The sequence below is a fragment of the Pseudomonas sp. AM8 genome (genome assembly GCF_036346475.1).
In the GTDB taxonomy this organism is placed as follows: domain Bacteria; phylum Pseudomonadota; class Gammaproteobacteria; order Pseudomonadales; family Pseudomonadaceae; genus Aquipseudomonas; species Aquipseudomonas marginalis.
The window spans coordinates 153,413-171,287 of the sequence record NZ_JAOTNX010000011.1; the positions used below are offsets into that span (position 1 = coordinate 153,413).

General features: G+C 60.2%; 14 protein-coding genes and 2 pseudogenes. 5 read left to right on the forward strand and 11 right to left on the reverse strand.

All coding sequences use genetic code 11. The features are described 5' to 3' along the window. Positions 1-7: 7 nt before the first annotated feature. The 5 genes from V3W40_RS24405 to V3W40_RS24425 are packed head-to-tail and all read right to left on the reverse strand — an operon-like array spanning position 8 to position 5,330. A complete protein-coding gene (locus V3W40_RS24405; protein ID WP_323147099.1) occupies positions 8-1,003 on the reverse strand; it encodes an AAA family ATPase in 996 nt (331 codons plus the stop codon). Then, positions 1,000-2,157, reverse strand: a complete 1,158-nt coding sequence (locus tag V3W40_RS24410; RefSeq protein WP_092488951.1) for a DUF4350 domain-containing protein — start codon at positions 2,155-2,157, stop codon at positions 1,000-1,002. Before V3W40_RS24410 ends, V3W40_RS24405 begins: the two co-directional genes overlap by 4 nt. Then, positions 2,154-3,674, reverse strand: a complete 1,521-nt coding sequence (locus V3W40_RS24415) for a DUF4129 domain-containing protein (RefSeq protein ID WP_330215781.1) — start codon at positions 3,672-3,674, stop codon at positions 2,154-2,156. Before V3W40_RS24415 ends, V3W40_RS24410 begins: the two co-directional genes overlap by 4 nt. Then, a complete protein-coding gene (locus tag V3W40_RS24420) occupies positions 3,661-4,641 on the reverse strand; it encodes a stage II sporulation protein M (RefSeq protein ID WP_281112823.1) in 981 nt (326 codons plus the stop codon). Before V3W40_RS24420 ends, V3W40_RS24415 begins: the two co-directional genes overlap by 14 nt. Continuing rightward, positions 4,638-5,330, reverse strand: coding sequence for an RDD family protein (locus tag V3W40_RS24425; protein ID WP_330215782.1), 693 nt, complete (start codon positions 5,328-5,330; stop codon positions 4,638-4,640). Before V3W40_RS24425 ends, V3W40_RS24420 begins: the two co-directional genes overlap by 4 nt. 166 nt (positions 5,331-5,496) lie before the next feature. Between V3W40_RS24425 and sbcB the strand changes: the two genes are divergently transcribed. Further along, entirely contained in the window at positions 5,497-6,924 is a 1,428-nt protein-coding gene (gene sbcB, locus V3W40_RS24430) for an exodeoxyribonuclease I (RefSeq protein WP_330215783.1), read from the forward strand. Positions 6,925-7,013: 89 nt separating this feature from the next. Here sbcB and mvaT read toward each other — a convergent pair whose 3' ends face one another. Continuing rightward, positions 7,014-7,388, reverse strand: coding sequence for a histone-like nucleoid-structuring protein MvaT (mvaT, locus tag V3W40_RS24435; RefSeq protein WP_003175830.1), 375 nt, complete (start codon positions 7,386-7,388; stop codon positions 7,014-7,016). Positions 7,389-7,737: 349 nt separating this feature from the next. Here mvaT and purU point away from each other — a divergent pair, with 349 nt between their 5' ends. Continuing rightward, a complete protein-coding gene (gene purU, locus V3W40_RS24440) occupies positions 7,738-8,586 on the forward strand; it encodes a formyltetrahydrofolate deformylase (RefSeq protein WP_015885632.1) in 849 nt (282 codons plus the stop codon). Between the two features lie 88 nt (positions 8,587-8,674). Next, entirely contained in the window at positions 8,675-8,860 is a 186-nt protein-coding gene (locus V3W40_RS24445; protein WP_330215784.1) for a hypothetical protein, read from the forward strand. Positions 8,861-8,868: 8 nt separating this feature from the next. On the opposite strand, the pseudogene V3W40_RS24450 reads toward V3W40_RS24445, so the two are convergent. The 4 genes and pseudogenes from V3W40_RS24450 to V3W40_RS34885 all read right to left on the reverse strand — a co-directional run. Beyond that, a pseudogene (locus V3W40_RS24450) lies at positions 8,869-9,606 on the reverse strand (DUF2334 domain-containing protein); the annotation flags it as partial. Continuing rightward, positions 9,599-10,720: a glycosyltransferase family 4 protein gene (locus V3W40_RS24455; RefSeq protein ID WP_065925883.1), complete on the reverse strand. Its 1,122-nt coding sequence runs from the start codon at positions 10,718-10,720 to the stop codon at positions 9,599-9,601. The pseudogene V3W40_RS24450 and the gene V3W40_RS24455, both read right to left, overlap by 8 nt. Positions 10,721-10,826: 106 nt before the next feature. Continuing rightward, positions 10,827-11,591, reverse strand: coding sequence for a methyl-accepting chemotaxis protein (locus V3W40_RS34880; protein ID WP_370671262.1), 765 nt, complete (start codon positions 11,589-11,591; stop codon positions 10,827-10,829). A 93-nt stretch (positions 11,592-11,684) separates the two neighbouring features. Next, positions 11,685-12,716: pseudogene (locus tag V3W40_RS34885) on the reverse strand (HAMP domain-containing protein); the annotation flags it as partial. 190 nt (positions 12,717-12,906) lie between these two features. Between V3W40_RS34885 and V3W40_RS24465 the strand changes: the two are divergent. Continuing rightward, positions 12,907-14,385: a helicase HerA-like domain-containing protein gene (locus tag V3W40_RS24465; RefSeq protein WP_065925936.1), complete on the forward strand. Its 1,479-nt coding sequence runs from the start codon at positions 12,907-12,909 to the stop codon at positions 14,383-14,385. 4 nt (positions 14,386-14,389) lie between these two features. Here V3W40_RS24465 and V3W40_RS24470 read toward each other — a convergent pair whose 3' ends face one another. After that, on the reverse strand, positions 14,390-14,845 hold the full coding sequence (locus tag V3W40_RS24470) for a DUF721 domain-containing protein (protein ID WP_027605525.1): 456 nt from the start codon (positions 14,843-14,845) through the stop codon (positions 14,390-14,392). Positions 14,846-15,139: 294 nt separating this feature from the next. Between V3W40_RS24470 and secA the strand changes: the two genes are divergently transcribed. Next, on the forward strand, positions 15,140-17,875 hold the full coding sequence (gene secA / locus V3W40_RS24475; protein WP_027605526.1) for a preprotein translocase subunit SecA: 2,736 nt from the start codon (positions 15,140-15,142) through the stop codon (positions 17,873-17,875).

Sequence of the window (17,875 nt, forward strand, 5' to 3'; positions counted from 1 at the left end):
GGACGGGTCATTGCCGGGGGGCCGGAATCTGGTCCAGCAGCTGCTTGAGCACCTGGTCGACCTCCAGCCCGTCTATATCCAGTTCTGGCGCAAGGCGTACCCGATGACGCAGTACCGCCAGGGCACAGTCCTTGATGTCATCCGGTGTGACGAACTCGCCTGCGCGTAACAAGGCCCGTGCGCGGGCGCCGCGTACCAGGGCGATGGAGGCTCGCGGGCCGGCGCCTATGGCCAACCCCGGCCAACTGCGGGTTGCTCGCGCCAGGCGCACGGCATAGTCGAGCACGTGTTCATCCAGGGGCAGTTCACTGGCGATCCGTTGCAGCTGCAGCACGTCCTCGGCCTCCAGCACGGTGCGCAACGGTTGCACGTCCAGCATGTCGGCCCGTGATGAGCGTGTCACTTCGCGCACCATATCCAGTTCCTGCTGCGCATCGGGGTAGTCCATGCGTACCTTGAGCATGAAACGGTCCAGTTCGGCTTCCGGCAGGGGGTAGGTGCCTTCCTGTTCGATGGGATTTTGCGTGGCAAGTACCATGAACGGCTGGCCAATGGGCAGCGCCTCGCCTTCGAGGGTGACTTGCCGTTCCTGCATGGCTTCGAGCAGGGCTGCCTGGGTCTTGGCCGGAGCGCGGTTGATTTCGTCGGCCAGCAACAAGTGGGTGAATACGGGCCCCTTGCGCAGCTTGAACTGTTCGGTGTGCAGGTCGTACACCGCGTGGCCGGTGACATCGCTCGGCATCAGATCCGGGGTGAACTGGATCCGCGCGAATTCGCCGTCAAAGCAACGGGCCAGGGCACGTACCAGCAAGGTCTTGCCCAGCCCGGGGACACCCTCGAGCAATACGTGGCCGCCGGCGATCAGCGCGGTGAGTACATCATCGATTACCTGATCCTGCCCGATCACCGCCTTGCGCAGTTCAATGCGCAGGGCCTGGGCCTGCTGGCTGGCGCGTTGCAGAGGGTCGCCGGGCAGGGTGTTAGCGCTGGGAAATTCGCTCATAGGGCATTCCTGAGGGTTTGCAGGCACGCCACCTGCCGGCTGAAATCGGCACTGGAAAGCCGTTTCGTCGGGAGTGGGCCGAGGGCCTGGCTGATGACGTGAGAGGGTTGGCGCGTCAGGTGGGCAAGTACTCGCCCCTGTTCCGTGTTGTCGAGATGTTCAAAGCCGGGATGACGCCGCCGTGCGGCGCGCAGGATGTCACGCTGCAACGCCTGCAACAGTGTGCCTTGGCCGCTGCGACGCAGCAGGAAGTCGGCGCTGGCTTTCAGGTGTTCCTGCAATTGCCGGCGTGCCTTGGGGGCGGGCGCCTGGATTGGGCCCTGGCGCATACCTGCCTGCCAGAGTGCCAGGGCAATCAGGGCAATAAGCGCCACCAACGCCTGGGGGAAATAACGCAGCAGCAGGGTGAGCAGGTCATCTACGTTGCCGTTGAACAACAAGGTTACGGCAGTGCCCTGGGTCAGATGCCACAGCAGCCAGGCATTGTCGTGTTTGCCAATGTCCGGCGTTTTCCACAGCTCGCTGTCGGTGATCACCGTTACGCGGCCTTGCCCGAGGTCGAGTTGCATCAAGTGGCTCGACCGCGCGCTATTGGCTGAAAATTGTGCCAGGTGCTTGGGGTCGATAAGGTTGAAGTCAGTGTCGAAACTGAAATAGACCGGGGCTGTGTCGTTGTCGACATACAGTTTGGTCAGGTCCGGTGCTTTATTTTTGCGGGCCGGGGCGGGGGCATCGGGTTCATCGCTGAGGACTTGGTGGATAGGCAGGCGATCAAGCAGCAGGTCGCCGCTCTTGCCGGTTTCTTCGTCCCACAGGGCCTCGGCGACTACCAGTAGATGGCCGCCGGACCTGGCCCAGTCCAGGAGTTGCCGTGCCTGGCGTGGTGACATGTTGCCGCGTTCGCCCAGCAACAGCAGGCTGTTGCCCTTGGCGGGCAGGCTTACCAGGCGTTCCAGGCCATTGGCGTGCTCCACGGTCAGGCCTTGCAGGCGCAGAAAGTGTTCGGCTGCCAGGTAAGGATTGGCCAGGGCTTCCGGGGAGGGGCCGCGGTCCACCACTTCTTCATAGGGGATCGCTTTGCTCCATGCGTAAAAACCGCCCGCTCCAAGCAGGCACGCCAACAGCAGCCCCACCCACAGTAATGGCCGGTTCATCGGGCGCCTCCCGCACTGAACAGGGCACGCCAATCGTTGCACAATGTCTGCTGGACTGAGACCGGGGGCAGGTGATGGCCATAGGCGAGGTTTTGCCAGTGCCGCGTCAATTCATCACTGAAGGCCAGCAACTGCGGTTGCTGCAATTGGTGAACCCGTTGCAGGACCTGACCTTCGGTGTCAGCGCTTTTAAGGGGCAGGTTGAAGTCATGCAGCAACCTGCTCAGCAGGCCACGATACAAAAGGCCGAGGGCATCCCGTGGCTGGGTAGACCAGAGTTGCTCGGCGGCGCTGGCGATATCCTCGGGCAGGGTCTCGGCGCCCAGTTCCAGGCCGAACAATTGCGCGGGTGGTGGTTTCGCTGCTTTGGGTGTACGTGCCCCGCGCAGGCTGACAAAGGTGCGCAACCAGTCCCGATAACGCCAGGCCATCAGGGCCACGCCACCGATCAGCAGGCTCCATAACAGCACTTCCAGGCCTTGGGCGACAGGCTTGAACGTGTTGCTGTTGAGGTTGTCCAGCAGCGCCTGCAGCCACGCCGGAAGTTTGCCGTCACTGTGTGCCTTGTTTTTAACGACGGGCTTTTCTTCGCCAAAGCGATAGCGGGTGACGGTTTCCGGATTTTTGAAGGGCGGCTTGTCCAGCAGCGACTTGATGGACTGGCTTGCGCTTTGGGGAGGCAGTGGCTTGGCGTCATCCGCCATGGCGGGCAGGTTGAATGGCAGCAAGGTCAGCCCGATCACCAGCACTAACAGTGGCGCCACACTGCTCAGACGCTGGCGCAGGCGGCGAAATACCAACTCCAGGTCCCACGCCTCCAGCAGGGTGCGGCGATTGAGATAAAGGCTGAAACCACAGGCGACATAGATGGGCTCCCAAAACACCAGGATCAAGGCGTAGAAGGCGTTGCTCAAGTGTTCCAGCCAGACCCCCTCGGAGCCCGTCGCCAGCGCCAGCCGTTGCCAATCCCAATCCAGTTCAAGTTGTTGCGGAATGAATAGATAGAACAGCGCCATGCAGCCGAACCACAGGCCGATTTCCAGGTGCACCCCAACGGTGGTCAACCAGCGCGCGGCTCCTGCATTGCGCTGCTGCAGCACGCCCAGGCGTTTCTGGCGCGCCTGGCCGTCCAGGCCTTCGAGCTGGCTGACCGGCATTACAAAACTGCGGCTGAGGCTAAGTCGGCGCCAGGTCAGGCTGGCCAGCAGTTGGTGGTTAAGCAGTCTTGGCCATTGGCGCACGGCCTGCTTAAGGCTGGGTGTTTCGCCGAACAGGGCTTTGGAGAGGATATATAAAGGCAAGCGGTCGAACGCCGGTTTGAGCCACCAGAACAGGAACATGGCTGTGGACGGGTATTTCCATAGCAACGCGGTAAGCAGGGCAAAAACCGGCAGTGTCACCAGCGCCCAACTGCTCATCAATAGCAGGCGATGTTCCCGGGCCATTAATACCCCAAGGTCCATGGCCTCCCATGCGGTACGCGGGCGAATAGCCACACTGGCATTACTCAGGCGCATGGCGAGTCCGTCCGGCAAGGGTCAGGTAGGCCGACACCAGCAGCCAAAGTGCAGTGCCCACCAGGTATTTGATCCAAGGGGCGATCTGGGTGGTGGAAGACCAGTAGGCCTCGATAAATGCTGCGATCAGCAGGAACACCATGACACCGCACAGCAGTTGCACACTCTTGCGAGCGGCGAGCCGCAGGGATTCGCCACGGGTCAGTTGCCCCGGGGCGATCAACGCCCAGCCCAGTTGCAGGCCCGCGGCACCGGCGAGTGCTATGGCCGTCAACTCAAAGGCCCCATGGCCGATGACAAATGACCAGAAGGTCTGCCCATAGCCGATTTCGGTCAGATGCCCGGAAACCGCGCCGATGATCAGCCCGTTGAATATCAGGAAAAACACACTGCCCAGGCCGAACAGCAGGCCGGCGGCAAATGTCTGAAAGGCGATACCGATGTTGTGCATGACGTAGTAGCCAAACATCATCCAGTCTTCGCTCGATGCACGTTCGGCAGCGCGCCCCAGCCGGCTGGCCTCGGGGTCATACATGCCCTGCATCTCGGCCACCTGCTGGGGGCTGACAATGCTGTAGATCAGGTCGGGAAACAGGTAGACCAGCAGGGCAATGCCCAGCAGGCTGCCAAAGAACAGCAGGCTGGCAATCAACACGAAACGCCACTGTTCTCGCACCAGGCGCGGAAAGTCGGCCAGGACGAAACTCAGCACATTCGCGGCCAATTGGCTGCGGTGGCGATACAGTTGTTGATGGCCGCGCAATGCCAGTTGTTGCAGGGGGTCCACCAGGTAACTGCTGTAGCCGCGCTCCTGGGCGAGGGCCAGGTGCTGGCATAGACGCCGGTATTGATGAGGGAAATCGGCCACGTCACTGGCCTTGGCCTTGCCGTGTTCCAACTGCTTCAGTTGTTCGGCAAAAGATTGCCATTGGTGTTGGTGACGGCTTTCGAAAAGACTCTGCTTCATGTTGGCCCCAGCAGGCCGCGGGCCACGCCGTTGAGTTGCTCCACGGCGCGCGCCGGAGACACTTGCAGCGGTGTTGCAAGGATCGAGGCGAGCTCGTGTACCCGTTCGGCGGACAGTTCACCCTGGCGTTCCGCGAAGCCAAGAATCGCTCGCTGCTCACTCAGGTCCAGGACAAACGGTAAGCGCAGGGCCGCGGCTTGAGGTACCTGGGGACGTGCCAGAGGCTGTTCGCGGTAAACCACCAAGGTGCCAGCGGCCAGGTCGCCAAGGCGTTTGAAGTGAGGATGTTGCAGGCAACTGATGGCGCCGAGAAAGTAGCCGAAAGGCAGCATGTCGACAAACCGCAGGAGGTTGCGGATCAGCGACGCCGACCAGCCTATGGGGGTGCCGTCGTCCTGCACGACCCGCAAGCCCATGACCTGTTTGCCCGGTGAGCAGCCCTGGTTGAGCACCTCGAACAGCACCATGTACCACCAACTGACCAGGAACAGCAGAAGCGACCCCAGGCCAACACCTATATTGCCGAGCAACGCCAATGGCACCAGCAGCACGCCCATGATCACGGCACGCGCGCCGAGGTCGAAGGCAAATGCCAGCGCCCGTGGCACCAGGCCGGCTGGGCGCAGCGGCAGGTCGATGCCCTCCGGGGTCTCGATCTGGTAGAGGGTGTCCAATGGGGCTGATGGCATCGCGATCCTTGGCAGTGCAGAGCGGCTGGAGACACGGATGCTAACAGCGTCGGTGATGGAAGCAACTACTCAAGGTTTTGCTGGATGTTTGTACAGTGGAATTGGGGCTGGCCCCGAACACGGCTGAACGCCTAGACTTCGTCGATCTTCAGCACAGGAATAGCCCGTGACCTCCATTTTCTGGTACGACTATGAAACCACCGGCATCAACCCGCGCAGCGATCGCCCACTCCAGGTTGCCGGCATTCGTACGGACCTCGATCTCAACGAGGTCGGCCCGCCGGTCAATCTTTACTGCCAGCCCAGCGACGACATCCTGCCCCATCCCGCCGCCTGTGCCATTACCGGCATCACCCCTGTAACACTGGCGGAAAAAGGCCTGGCCGAGGCCGACTTCATGACCCGTGTACATGCCGAACTGGCGGCCCCGGGGACGTGCGGCGCAGGCTACAACACCTTGCGGTTTGACGACGAAATGACGCGCTACAGCCTGTATCGCAATTTTTTCGACCCCTACGCGCGGGAGTGGCAGGGCGGTAACAGCCGCTGGGACCTGATCGACGTGGTTCGCACTGCCTACGCCCTGCGCCCGGAAGGCATCGAGTGGCCGCAGCAGGACGGGCGCGTGACCCTCAAGCTCGAGCGCCTGACTGCCGCCAACGGCATTGACCACGGCCAGGCCCACGATGCGTTATCCGACGTGCGTGCCACCATTGCCCTGGCGCGCCTGGTGCGCGAGAAGCAGCCCAAGCTTTACGACTGGCTGTTTCAATTGCGCAGCAAGCAACGGGTGATGGACCAGGTGCGCCTGCTGCAACCCATGGTGCATATCTCCGGACGTTTTTCCGCCGAGCGTCATTACCTGGGGGTCGTGCTGCCCCTGGCCTGGCACCCGCGCAACCGTAATGCGCTGATTGTCTGCGACCTGGGGCTCGACCCCCAAGGGCTGCTGGACATGGATGCCGCGGCCTTGCGCCAACGCCTGTACACCCGTCGTGAGGACCTTGCCGAGGGCGAGCTGCCGGTGCCGCTCAAGTTGGTGCATATCAACCGTTGCCCCGTGGTCGCGCCCTTGAACGTACTGCGGGCCGAGGATCGTGAACGCCTGCAATTGGATATGGATATTTGCCAGGCGCGGGCGCTGCGGCTAACTGACGCACAGGCACTTTGGCGCGATAAGTTGGCAGTCATTTACGCCGAGGAAGATTTTGCACCGAGTTCAGACCCGGAACAGCAGCTTTACGAGGGTTTTATCGGGGATCGTGATCGACGCTTATGCGAGCAAGTCCGGGCGGCTGAGCCTGCGCAATTAGCCAGCCAGCAGTGGCCTTTTGATGATCACCGTTTGCCTGAATTATTGTTTCGCTACCGGGCGCGTAACTTCCCCGATACGCTGAACAGCGAGGAGCTACAACGCTGGAAACTTTTCTGTCAGCAACGTTTGGCAAATCCTGAATTCGGTGCGCCGAATACCTTGGAGGCATTTAATCACGCTCGGCAGGAGTTGGCCGTTAGTGCGACGCCGTTTCAGCAGCAGGTGCTGGAGCAATGGCAGAGATATGCTGACTCTTTAGCCGCTCGTGTGAATCGGTAATAGCGGTTTGTAGAAAAGACGGTCAATAAAAAACGCCAGCAAGCTGGCGTTTTTAATGGGTCGCGTATCAAGCGCAGACCGGGTGAGGCTTAGCCCAGCAGGGTAGCCCAGCCTTCAACCACGTCACCGCCCCACTTGGCTTTCCACTCTTTCAGGGTTTTGTGGTTACCGCCTTTGGTTTCAATCACTTCGCCGTTGTGCGGGTTCTTGTATTGCTTGACCTTGCGAGCACGCTTGGTACCGGTAGTTTTCACGGCGCCACGGGGTGCTTTAACTTTCGACTCTGGATCCAGCAGCGCGATGATGTCACGCAGGGATTTGGAGTATTCACCCATGAGGGTGCGCAGTTTGCCTTCGAATTCCAGCTCGGTTTTCAGTTTGTCATCTTGGGACAGGTTCTTCAAACGAGCTTGCAGCTCTTTGATAGCTTCTTCGGTGGCACGGTATTCGTTGATCAGAGACATGTGGACTACCTTATGTAGAACGCTGATTGACAGGGATAGTGGCCCAATAATAGTCAGGCGGTTTCCCCAAGTAAACATTTAAGCGCGTATTCAGGTGAATTACTTTGAATGTTTGTGAAGACGCTATGCAATCGAGTTAATTAGTAGGGGGCTACCCCGAAAATAATCTCCTTGAAATTTGCATAATTGCTGCAGCGTGCGCTGTTCATTCATATAGCGATGGTAAAACCATGCGCTATTAAGGGACGTGGCCAGGGCAACGGATCAGAATAAGGCTCATCGAATACTGCAGTTTTTCTGCACAATCGCTAGAATGGCGGCCTTTGCGAAGTTCTGGAGTTCCCCCCTAATGCGCACTTTTCGGCTGGTGATTGCTTGCCCGGACCGGGTCGGCATCGTTGCCAAAGTCAGTAACTTTCTGGCCTCCCACAACGGCTGGATCACCGAGGCGAGCCATCACTCGGACAACCTCAGCGGTTGGTTCTTCATGCGTCACGAAATCCGTGCCGACACGCTGCCCTTTGGTCTTGAAGCGTTCCGCGAGGCATTTGCGCCCATCGCAGAAGAGTTTTCGATGACCTGGCACATCACCGACACCGAGCAGAAAAAGCGCGTGGTGTTGATGGCCAGCCGCGAATCCCACTGCCTGGCCGACTTGCTGCACCGCTGGCACAGCGACGAGCTGGACTGCGAGATCGCGTGCGTGATCTCCAACCATGACGACCTGCGCAGCATGGTCGAGTGGCATGGCATTCCCTATTACCATGTGCCGGTCAACCCGCAGGACAAGGAGCCGGCATTCGCCGAGGTCTCTCGCCTGGTCAAGCAGCATGAGGCCGACGTGGTTGTGCTGGCGCGCTACATGCAAATCCTGCCGCCTGAGCTGTGCCGCGAATACGCAGGCAAGGTGATCAACATTCACCACAGCTTCCTGCCTTCGTTCGTGGGGGCCAAGCCTTACCACCAGGCTTCCCTGCGTGGCGTGAAGTTGATTGGCGCAACCTGCCATTACGTCACTGAAGAGCTGGATGCCGGTCCGATCATCGAGCAGGACGTGGTGCGTGTCAGCCACAGTGACAGCATTGAGGACATGGTGCGGTTTGGCCGTGATGTCGAGAAGATGGTGCTGGCCCGTGGCCTGCGCTATCACTTGGAAGACCGCGTGCTGGTGCACGGCAACAAGACGGTCGTATTCTGATTCAAGCGTCTTGGTTGAACAAAGAAGGGCCTGGGCGTTAAATCGCTGCAGGCCCTTTTTCATTCCCCGCACTTTTCAGGACCAGGCCATGACCGACCCACTTGATAAAGCCACGTCCAAGGCGCCTGCTACGTTGGGTGAGGGCTGCCTGAGTCGTTACGACCCTGAGGTGCTGGAGCCGGAAGACGGTACGGACTTTCCGGGAGCAGCCGAGCTGTGGGAGCAATTGCACGAGGCCGATGAATTGCCCGTTTCCCCTGGCCGAGGTGCTTGAGCGACCACCTGTTCAGCCAGCCAGGCAGCCTTGGTCAGCGGTGTTCGCCCTGCGTTGAGTAGGCGTTGTACGGTTTCAAGCCAATAGCAGCGAGAGAATGCGTGGCGCATGTCCACCGGGTGCACGCCCAGGCGAATCACCGGGGCGGCGTGCCAGCGCTGTTCGCGACGATCGCTGATGACTCTGGACACCCCTCGGCGCCATGCACTGCGCGCACTCCAGGTCAGGCCCGGGGCGTCGATCGGCGTGAAATCAGGCAGTCGATACAGATGCTGCGGGCTGCTGGTGTAGCTCAGCGGTAGTTGGCGCAGGGCCTCGCGAGTGCCCTGGCTCATTAACCAGGCGGGTGCGACGAAGCCGTGCAACGGCCAGTCATGACGCCGGAATACTTCAATGCCATCCTGAAGACGATCAAGAGCCTGGGCTTGAGACAGTTGATAGAACTCAGCCTCATGGGTGTAGAGGCGGCGCATGAACCAGTCTTTGGGTGTGCGCGGTGCCGGTTGATCATCGCAATGGTAGTAACCGTGCAAGGCAAGTTCATCGCCCTTGATCACGCGGCGATCCAGCAGGCGTTGAAAATCGCCGTGGGCAGTCAAGGCGTCGCGATGATGGAAGTCCGGCACCACCAACCATGTGATTGGTACGGCACCCAGGGCATCGACGGCTTCGACAAAGGGCCGATAGTCGGCCCAGTTGTGCGGCGCCACATCGTGCAGCACCAGTAATACCGAGCGCTCATGCATGGGAAGGCATCGGCTTGTGACTGCCCAGTACCGCGTGGTAGTGGCCGAGCAGGCTGTCGACCACCGTATACCAGGCGTAATGTTGTTCTACATGACGCCGAGCCTGAGCGCCCAGGCGCCTGCTGCCGAGGTTGAACAGCTCGCGCACCGTATCGGCCATCGCCCTTGGATTGTTTGGCGCGCACAGCAGGCCGCAGCGTTCGTCGACTATCTCCGTGAACGCGCCAGCCGCCACCGCGATTACCGGTATGCCGCAAGCCATGGCTTCGAGGATGACCAGGCCAAAGGTTTCCTGGTCGCCGCCATGCAGCAAGGCATCGGCACTGGCCATCAGCCGGGCGACATGCTGTGCCGGGCGAAACCCCTCGATGACGGTGACATTGGCCGGCACGCTGGTCGGCATGCCGGAGCCCACCAGCACCAAGTGATAGCCGTCCCCCAGCCGTTTCATGCAGCGAAGCAGGATCGGCAGGTTTTTTTCCTTGGAACCGCGCCCCGCAAAGATCAGCAGGCGGGTGTCTGCGCCGATCCCCAGCTCGGCGCGCAGGCCTGGGTCGCGGGCGTCAGGGGTAAAGGTTTGCAGGTCGACGCCCAGTGGTTGGACGAACACATTCTTCACGCCGAGCCCCATGAGCTTGTCGGCCATTACCTGGCTGGGCGCCAGTACCCGGTCGAAACTTCCATAGAGTTTGCTGACATAGGCTTCAACGTTCGGGGCAAACCAAGACCCCATGCGGTTGCTCACCAGTAACGGTAAGTCGGAGTGGTAAAAGCCGATCACCGGCACATCCAGCTGGCGCCGGGCATCCAGCGCGGCCCAGGCGGTGAGATAGGGATCACCTACCTCGATCAGATCGGGCTGTAAATCGTGCAGGACATTTCGCCAGGGGGAGAGGCGAAGGGGGAAGCGGTAGCCTTTGCCGAAGGGCAGCGCGGGAGCCGGTACCTTGAAGATGCCATCCTGATTGCTCCATTGCGCGCCGGGAATCAACAGGCTATGGCGAATGCCGGGCTTGAGCCCCAGGCGTCGGTGCTTGGCGTCCAGGTAAGTGCGCACGCCGCCGCTTGTCGGGGCGTAGAACATGGTTATGTCAGCGATATGCACGATGAACATCCCTCCGATCCATTGCTCTCCTAACGTGGACCTGAGCTAAGGATAGATGTTCGGTTGGCGTTCATCGTGAAAACAGTGCAGGAGCCTGACCGGCTCCTGCGGTAGTTCAGATCCGGAAGCTGCCCACCAGCTGTTTCAACCGTGCCGCCTGCTGTTCCAGGTCGGCGCAGGCGCGCAGCGTCGATTGCAGGTTTTCCACGCCTTCCTGATTGAGGGTGTTGATCTCGGTGATGTCCATGTTGATCGACTCCACGACCGAGGTCTGCTCTTCAGTGGCGGTGGCCACCGACTGGTTCATGCCGTCGATCTCGCCAATGCGCTGGGTCACGCTGTTCAAGCGTTCGCCGGCCAGGTTGGCGATTTCCACGCTGTCATGACTGTGGCGCTGGCTGTCGCTCATGGTGCTGACCGAGTCACGGGCACCGATTTGCAGTTCCTCGATCATCTTTTGTACCTGCTGTGCCGACTCCTGGGTGCGATGGGCCAGGTTGCGCACTTCATCGGCGACCACCGCAAACCCGCGCCCGGCTTCCCCGGCGCGTGCGGCTTCGATGGCGGCATTCAGTGCCAGCAGGTTGGTTTGCTGGGAAATACTGGTGATTACCTCAAGAATCTGGCCGATATTCACCGTCTTGCTGTTAAGTGCTTCGATATTGCTGCTTGAGGCACTGATCATTGCAGACAGCTGAGTCATCGCCTTGATATTGCGTTCAACTACCTGTTGACCGTCTTCGGCCAATTGCCGTGCGTCACTGGCCTGGTTGGAGGCTTGTGCGGCGTTACGCGCGATTTCCTGTGCGGCGGCGCCCAGTTCGTTGATCGCGGCGGCAACGCTGTTGGTGCGGTTGGCCTGTTCGTCGGAATTGACCATCGACGAGTTGGACGCACTGACAACCCGCAGTGCGACTTCATTCACCTGTTGGGTGGCCGAGGACACTTCGCGGATGGACGTATGAATCCGCTCCACGAAGCGGTTGAATGCAGTGCCCAGGGTGCCGAACTCATCGTGATTCTGGATGGTCAGGCGGCGAGTCAGGTCACCTTCGCCGTCGGCGATGTCTTGCATGGCACGGGTCATGAGGTGCAGCGGTTGCAACAGCACGCGAATCAGCATGCCCAACAAGGCAATGATGATCACCACCGCAATGAGCGTGGCGATCACCGCCGAGGTGCGAAATTCGCTGAGCATGGCGAAGGATTTGTCTTTATCCACCGAAATGCCCAGGTACCAGTTCACCGACGGCAGGCCCTTGATTGGTGTGAAGGTCACGATGTTGTCCTTGCCATTGGCTTGGACTTCACTGAAGTCGCCGCTGATCTTCGGCGTGTTTTTTGGATACATGTCGGCCAGGGTTTTCATCACCAGGCTTTTGTCCGGGTGTACCAGCACCTTGCCGTCGGCGCTGACCAGGAACGCGTAGCCCATGCCGCCGAAGTTCAGCGCGCCGATGTTATCCACCAGGGTTTGCAGGCTCAGGTCGCCGCCCACCACGCCAATGCTCTGGCCGCCTTTAGCGCTGGGGGTGGCGATGGAGATGATCAACTGCCCCGTAGCGGCATCGATATACGGTTCGGTCAGCGTCGAGCCGTTGCTGCTTTGGGCGCCCTTGTACCAAGGCCGAACGCGTGGGTCGAAGCCATCTGGCATCTTCGTGTCGGGGCGGATGGTGAAGGCCCCTTTGCTATCGCCCACGTAGGTAGCCATGAAGGACGACGTCAGGGCTTTCTGTTCCAGCAGGCTGGCAACGGTCGAAGGCTCAGGGTTGATGGCGATGTTTTGCGCCGCGTTTTCCACCAGCGCAATGCGCCCGGTGAGCCAGGTCTGAATGTTGCTGGCGGTGACATCGCCCATTTCATGCAGGTAATTGTTAAGGTCGTCGCGAATGGCATTGCGTTGCAGGTAGTCGTTGTAGAGGGTGAACAGTGCGAAGGCCGCGATGACGATAAGGGAGGCTGCAAGCAGGATTTTATGGCTGAAACGCAGATTTTTATTCATAGCTTGAAGGGTCCGCTAAGGTCTTAATATCCGAAGCGCGTCCTTGTGGAACACGCGGGAGGGTAGCGTCAAAAAAGGTTGATATTTCCGTTGGTCCCTGTAGGAACTATCTGAGCGTTTTTTAGACTTTGTAGGTCTCACATCTGTCTTATCGACCTGGCGACATTAAAGATTAACCATGGGTGACGAAATGCCTGACTCCACGCAACTCCTTATCGGTGCCGGTCTTGACGGCCAGCCCATTGCCCAGGCCATGCGCCTGGCCAACCGTCACGGTTTGATCGCCGGCGCCACGGGCACAGGCAAGACGGTCACGTTGCAACGTCTGGCCGAAGCGTTCAGTGATGCGGGCGTCGCGGTATTTGCCGCAGATATCAAAGGTGACCTCTGTGGCCTGGGTGCCGCCGCCAACCCTCAGGGCAAAGTCGCAGAGCGCATCGCCGGCATGCCGTTCCTTAATTACACGGCCAAGGCGTATCCCGTCACGCTGTGGGATATCCACGGGCAGTCCGGTCATCCATTGCGCACCACCATCAGCGAAATGGGGCCGTTGTTGCTCGGCAGTTTGCTGGAGCTCACGGACAGCCAGCAGTCGGCCCTTTACGCGGCGTTCAAGGTGGCGGATCGCGAAGGCCTGTTGCTGCTGGATCTCAAGGACCTCAAGGCCCTGCTCAACCACCTGCGTTATCACCCGGAGTTGCTCGGCGAGGATGCGGCGCTGATGACCACCGGCTCCAGCCAGGCGCTGTTGCGGCGTCTGGCAGTATTGGAGCAGCAGGGCGCCGAGGCGTTGTTTGGCGAGCCGGCCCTGCAGCTTGAAGACATCTTGCAGCCCACCCGCGAGGGACGCGGGCGTATCCATCTGCTGGACGCCAGCCGCCTGGTGCATGAAGCGCCGAAGGTGTACGCGACCTTCCTGTTGTGGTTGTTGGCGGAATTGTTCGAGCAACTGCCCGAGCGCGGCGACGCCGACAAACCGTTGCTCGCGCTGTTTTTCGACGAGGCGCATTTGTTGTTTGCCGACACGCCCAAGGCTTTGCAAGAGCGCTTGGAACAAGTGGTGCGGCTGATCCGTTCCAAGGGCGTGGGGGTGTATTTCGTCACCCAATCGCCGGGCGACCTGCCGGACTCCGTGCTGGCGCAACTGGGTTTGCGCATCCAGCATGGCCTGCGGGCGTTCACCACGAAAGAACAGAAATCCTTGCGAGCGGTTGCAGACGGGTTCCGGCCGAACCCGGCGTTTGATGCGTTATCGGTGTTGACCGAGCTGGGCACGGGTGAGGCATTGGTGGGCACCTTGCAGGAAAAAGGTACGCCGGAAGTCGTCCAACGCGTACTGGTCGCGCCGCCGCAATCGCGAATCGGGCCGCTCAGTTCGGCTGAACGCGCTGCATTGGTGGCCAGTTCGCCCTTGCAGGGGCGCTATGACAAGCCGATTGATCGCGAGTCGGCCTATGAAGTGTTGATGGCGCGCAAGGCGCTTGGACCGACCGAAGAGGCCAGGCAGGCCGACGAGGAGCCCAGTTTCACTGACAAGGCCGGGGCGTTTCTGGGAACCACCGCAGGCAAGGCGCTGAAATCCGCGATGCAGCAGGCCGCCAATCAGATGGGGCGCCAACTGGTGCGTGGTTTGCTGGGGTCTTTGCTGGGCGGCAGTAAGCGCAAGTAGCGGTTCAAGGTTTGGGCTTGCCATGGGCGGCCAGCCGCTCAAGTGCCGCGCGCAAGCCTGGATCGCTGATGCCGTCGGCCGTGGCCTGAATCGTCTCGGCCGCCGTCTCCGACAAGTCCATCGTGTGGCCCGCCGCGCCTTGCTGCACGGTCGGCGGCTGCACCTTGAACTGGATGCGCGTCAAGCTGGCGAACTCATCGAATGCCATCAATTGACGCTGCAGGCGTTTTTGCTGATAGCGCAGGCGGGTCGCCCAGTGACCATCTGTGACAATCAGCAGCAGGTTGCCTTCACGCCAGGACGCCACGTGGCAATGCTCACGGGCGGCCGGTTGAAGTTGGCTTTCGAGCAGGCGTTGCAAATGGCCCAAGCGTTGCGCATGGCCAAAGATGGCTTTCAACGGCTTGGCTTCGCGAAGCAACACGCTGGGCGCGCGGGCTGTAAGAGGGCGAAATGCCATGATTGGACACCTTAAGTAACAGAGCGGCCATCTTAGCAGAAAGCGTCTACGCGGCCCCGGGCAATGCATTGCCGGGGCTTTATCCACAAAATCAATGAGCTCCACGGGTTGAAGTTCGCGCAAAAGCCCTTATTTTAAACAAGCCCTCTCACAGCCCCTTGCCCGCCTCGGGGAACAACGCCACTTTCCTCACCCACGATTCCGGGTAGAATGCGCGTTCGCATGCGGCCGTGAGGGCTGCTCGGGCCACTCACGGTGCGCCCTCCATCCCTATGTGTGGAAGAACCTGCCGATATGTTTGCGCCTTTGTTAAAGAAACTTTTTGGAAGCAAGAATGAGCGCGAAGTCAAACGCATGCTCAAGACGGTGCAGCTGGTCAATGCCTTCGAAGAGCAGATGGTTGCCCTTTCGGACGAGCAATTGCGCGCCAAGACCGAAGAGTTCAAGGCCCGCATAGCCAAAGGTGAAACCCTCGACAAGCTGCTTCCCGAAGCCTTTGCGGTTGCCCGTGAAGCCGGTAAGCGTGTCATGGGCATGCGCCACTTCGACGTCCAGTTGATCGGCGGCATGACCTTGCATGAAGGCATGATTGCCGAAATGCGTACCGGTGAAGGCAAGACCCTGGTAGCAACCCTGGGTGTTTACCTCAACGCACTGTCCGGCAAGGGCGTGCACGTTGTGACGGTGAACGACTACCTGGCTCGCCGGGACGCCAACTGGATGCGCCCGCTGTATGAGTTCCTCGGCCTGACCGTAGGCGTGGTAACGCCGTTCCAGCCGCCGGAAGAGAAGCGCGCCGCCTACGCCGCCGACATCACCTACGGTACCAACAACGAATTCGGTTTCGACTACCTGCGCGACAACATGGCGTTCAGCATGGAAGAAAAATTCCAGCGCGAACTCAACTTTGCCGTGATCGACGAAGTCGACTCCATCCTCATCGACGAAGCCCGTACCCCGCTGATCATCTCCGGCCAGGCCGAAGACAGCTCGCGCCTTTACACCGAGATCAACAAGTTGATCCCGCGCCTTGAGCAGCACATCGAGGAAGTGGAAGGCGTGGTGACCAAAGAAGGTCACTTCACCATCGACGAGAAGACCCGCCAGGTCGAACTCAACGAAGCCGGTCACCAGTTCGTCGAAGACATGCTGACCCAGATCGGCCTGCTGGCCGAAGGCGAGAGCCTGTACTCGGCCCATAACCTGGGCCTGCTGACCCACGTGTATGCCGGCCTGCGTGCCCACAAGCTGTTCCATCGCAACGTCGAATACATCGTGCAGGATGGCCAGGTCGTACTGGTCGACGAACACACCGGCCGTACCATGCCGGGCCGTCGTCTGTCCGAAGGCCTGCACCAGGCCATCGAAGCCAAGGAAATGCTCAACATCCAGGCCGAAAGCCAGACGTTGGCGTCCACCACCTTCCAGAACTACTTCCGCCTGTACAACAAGCTGTCCGGCATGACCGGTACCGCCGACACCGAAGCGTTCGAATTCCACCAGATCTACGGCCTGTCGGTGGTGGTCATCCCGCCGAACAAGCCGCTGGCCCGTAAAGATTTCAACGACCTGGTGTTCCTGACCGCCGAAGAGAAATACGCGGCGATCATCAACGATATCAAGGACGGCATGGCCCAGGGTCGTCCGATCCTGGTAGGTACCGCCACCATCGAGACTTCCGAGCACGTGTCCAACCTGCTCAACAAGGAAGGTATCGAGCACAAGGTCCTCAACGCCAAGTTCCACGAAAAAGAAGCCGAGATCATCGCCCAGGCCGGTCGCCCGGGTGCGCTGACCATCGCCACCAACATGGCCGGTCGTGGTACCGACATCCTGCTGGGCGGCAACTGGGAAGTGGAAGTGGCTTCGCTGGACGATCCGACCCCTGAGCAGATCGCCCAGATCAAGGCTGACTGGCAGAAACGCCACCAGGCCGTGCTGGAATCCGGTGGCTTGCAGGTGATCGCATCCGAGCGCCACGAATCCCGTCGTATCGACAACCAGCTGCGCGGTCGTGCCGGCCGCCAGGGTGACGCCGGTTCCAGCCGTTTCTACCTGTCCCTGGAAGACAGCCTGATGCGCATCTTCGCCTCGGATCGGGTGAAGAACTTCATGAAGGCCCTGGGCATGCAGTCCGGTGAAGCGATCGAGCACCGCATGGTGACCAACGCCATCGAGAAGGCCCAGCGCAAGGTAGAAGGCCGTAACTTCGACATTCGTAAGCAACTGCTCGAGTTCGATGACGTCAACAACGAACAGCGTAAAGTGATCTATCACATGCGTAACACGTTGCTGGCCGCCGACAATATTGGCGAAACCATCGCCGATTTCCGTCAGGACGTGCTCAACGCCACTGTCAGCGCACATATCCCGCCACAATCGCTGCCTGAACAGTGGGATGTCGCCGGTCTGGAAGCTGCGTTGAAGAGCGACTTCGGTGTCGACTTGCCGGTCCAGCAATGGCTCGACGAAGACGACCACCTGTACGAGGAAACCCTGCGCGAGAAGCTCATGACCGAGCTGCTGGCCGCGTACAACGAGAAAGAAGAGCAGGCGAGTGCCGAAGCACTGCGCACCTTCGAGAAGCAAATCGTACTGCGCGTGCTGGACGACCTGTGGAAAGACCACCTGTCGACCATGGATCACCTGCGTCACGGCATCCACCTGCGTGGCTATGCCCAGAAGAACCCGAAGCAGGAGTACAAGCGCGAGTCGTTCACGCTGTTCTCCGAGTTGCTGGATTCGATCAAGCGCGATTCGATTCGCGTGCTGTCCCACGTTCAGGTGCGTCGCGAAGACCCGATCGAGGAAGAAGCGCGCCTGCGCCAGGAGGCCGAGGCACTGGCTGCACGCATGCAGTTCCAGCACGACGAGGCACCCGGTCTGGAAGCGCCTGAAGTATTGGGTGAAGAGGTCGATGTGGCCCTGGCCCAGACCCCGGTTCGTAACGAGCAGAAGCTGGGCCGCAACGAACTGTGCTGGTGCGGTTCGGGCAAGAAGTACAAACACTGCCACGGCGAAATCAACTAA

What these genes read in the sequence shown, in the direction of transcription:
- V3W40_RS24405 (WP_323147099.1), bottom strand. Translation starts at nt 1,003, where the DNA reads ATGAGCGAATTTCCCAGCGCTAACACCCTGCCCGGCGACCCTCTGCAA.
- V3W40_RS24410 (WP_092488951.1), bottom strand. Translation starts at nt 2,157, where the DNA reads ATGAACCGGCCATTACTGTGGGTGGGGCTGCTGTTGGCGTGCCTGCTT.
- V3W40_RS24415 (WP_330215781.1), bottom strand. Translation starts at nt 3,674, where the DNA reads ATGCGCCTGAGTAATGCCAGTGTGGCTATTCGCCCGCGTACCGCATGG.
- V3W40_RS24420 (WP_281112823.1), bottom strand. Translation starts at nt 4,641, where the DNA reads ATGAAGCAGAGTCTTTTCGAAAGCCGTCACCAACACCAATGGCAATCT.
- V3W40_RS24425 (WP_330215782.1), bottom strand. Translation starts at nt 5,330, where the DNA reads ATGCCATCAGCCCCATTGGACACCCTCTACCAGATCGAGACCCCGGAG.
- mvaT (WP_003175830.1), bottom strand. Translation starts at nt 7,388, where the DNA reads ATGTCTCTGATCAACGAATACCGTGCCACCGAAGAAGCTATCAAAGAG.
- purU (WP_015885632.1), top strand. Translation starts at nt 7,738, where the DNA reads ATGCGCACTTTTCGGCTGGTGATTGCTTGCCCGGACCGGGTCGGCATC.
- V3W40_RS24445 (WP_330215784.1), top strand. Translation starts at nt 8,675, where the DNA reads ATGACCGACCCACTTGATAAAGCCACGTCCAAGGCGCCTGCTACGTTG.
- V3W40_RS24455 (WP_065925883.1), bottom strand. Translation starts at nt 10,720, where the DNA reads ATGTTCATCGTGCATATCGCTGACATAACCATGTTCTACGCCCCGACA.
- V3W40_RS34880 (WP_370671262.1), bottom strand. Translation starts at nt 11,591, where the DNA reads ATGGTCAATTCCGACGAACAGGCCAACCGCACCAACAGCGTTGCCGCC.
- V3W40_RS24465 (WP_065925936.1), top strand. Translation starts at nt 12,907, where the DNA reads ATGCCTGACTCCACGCAACTCCTTATCGGTGCCGGTCTTGACGGCCAG.
- V3W40_RS24470 (WP_027605525.1), bottom strand. Translation starts at nt 14,845, where the DNA reads ATGGCATTTCGCCCTCTTACAGCCCGCGCGCCCAGCGTGTTGCTTCGC.
- secA (WP_027605526.1), top strand. Translation starts at nt 15,140, where the DNA reads ATGTTTGCGCCTTTGTTAAAGAAACTTTTTGGAAGCAAGAATGAGCGC.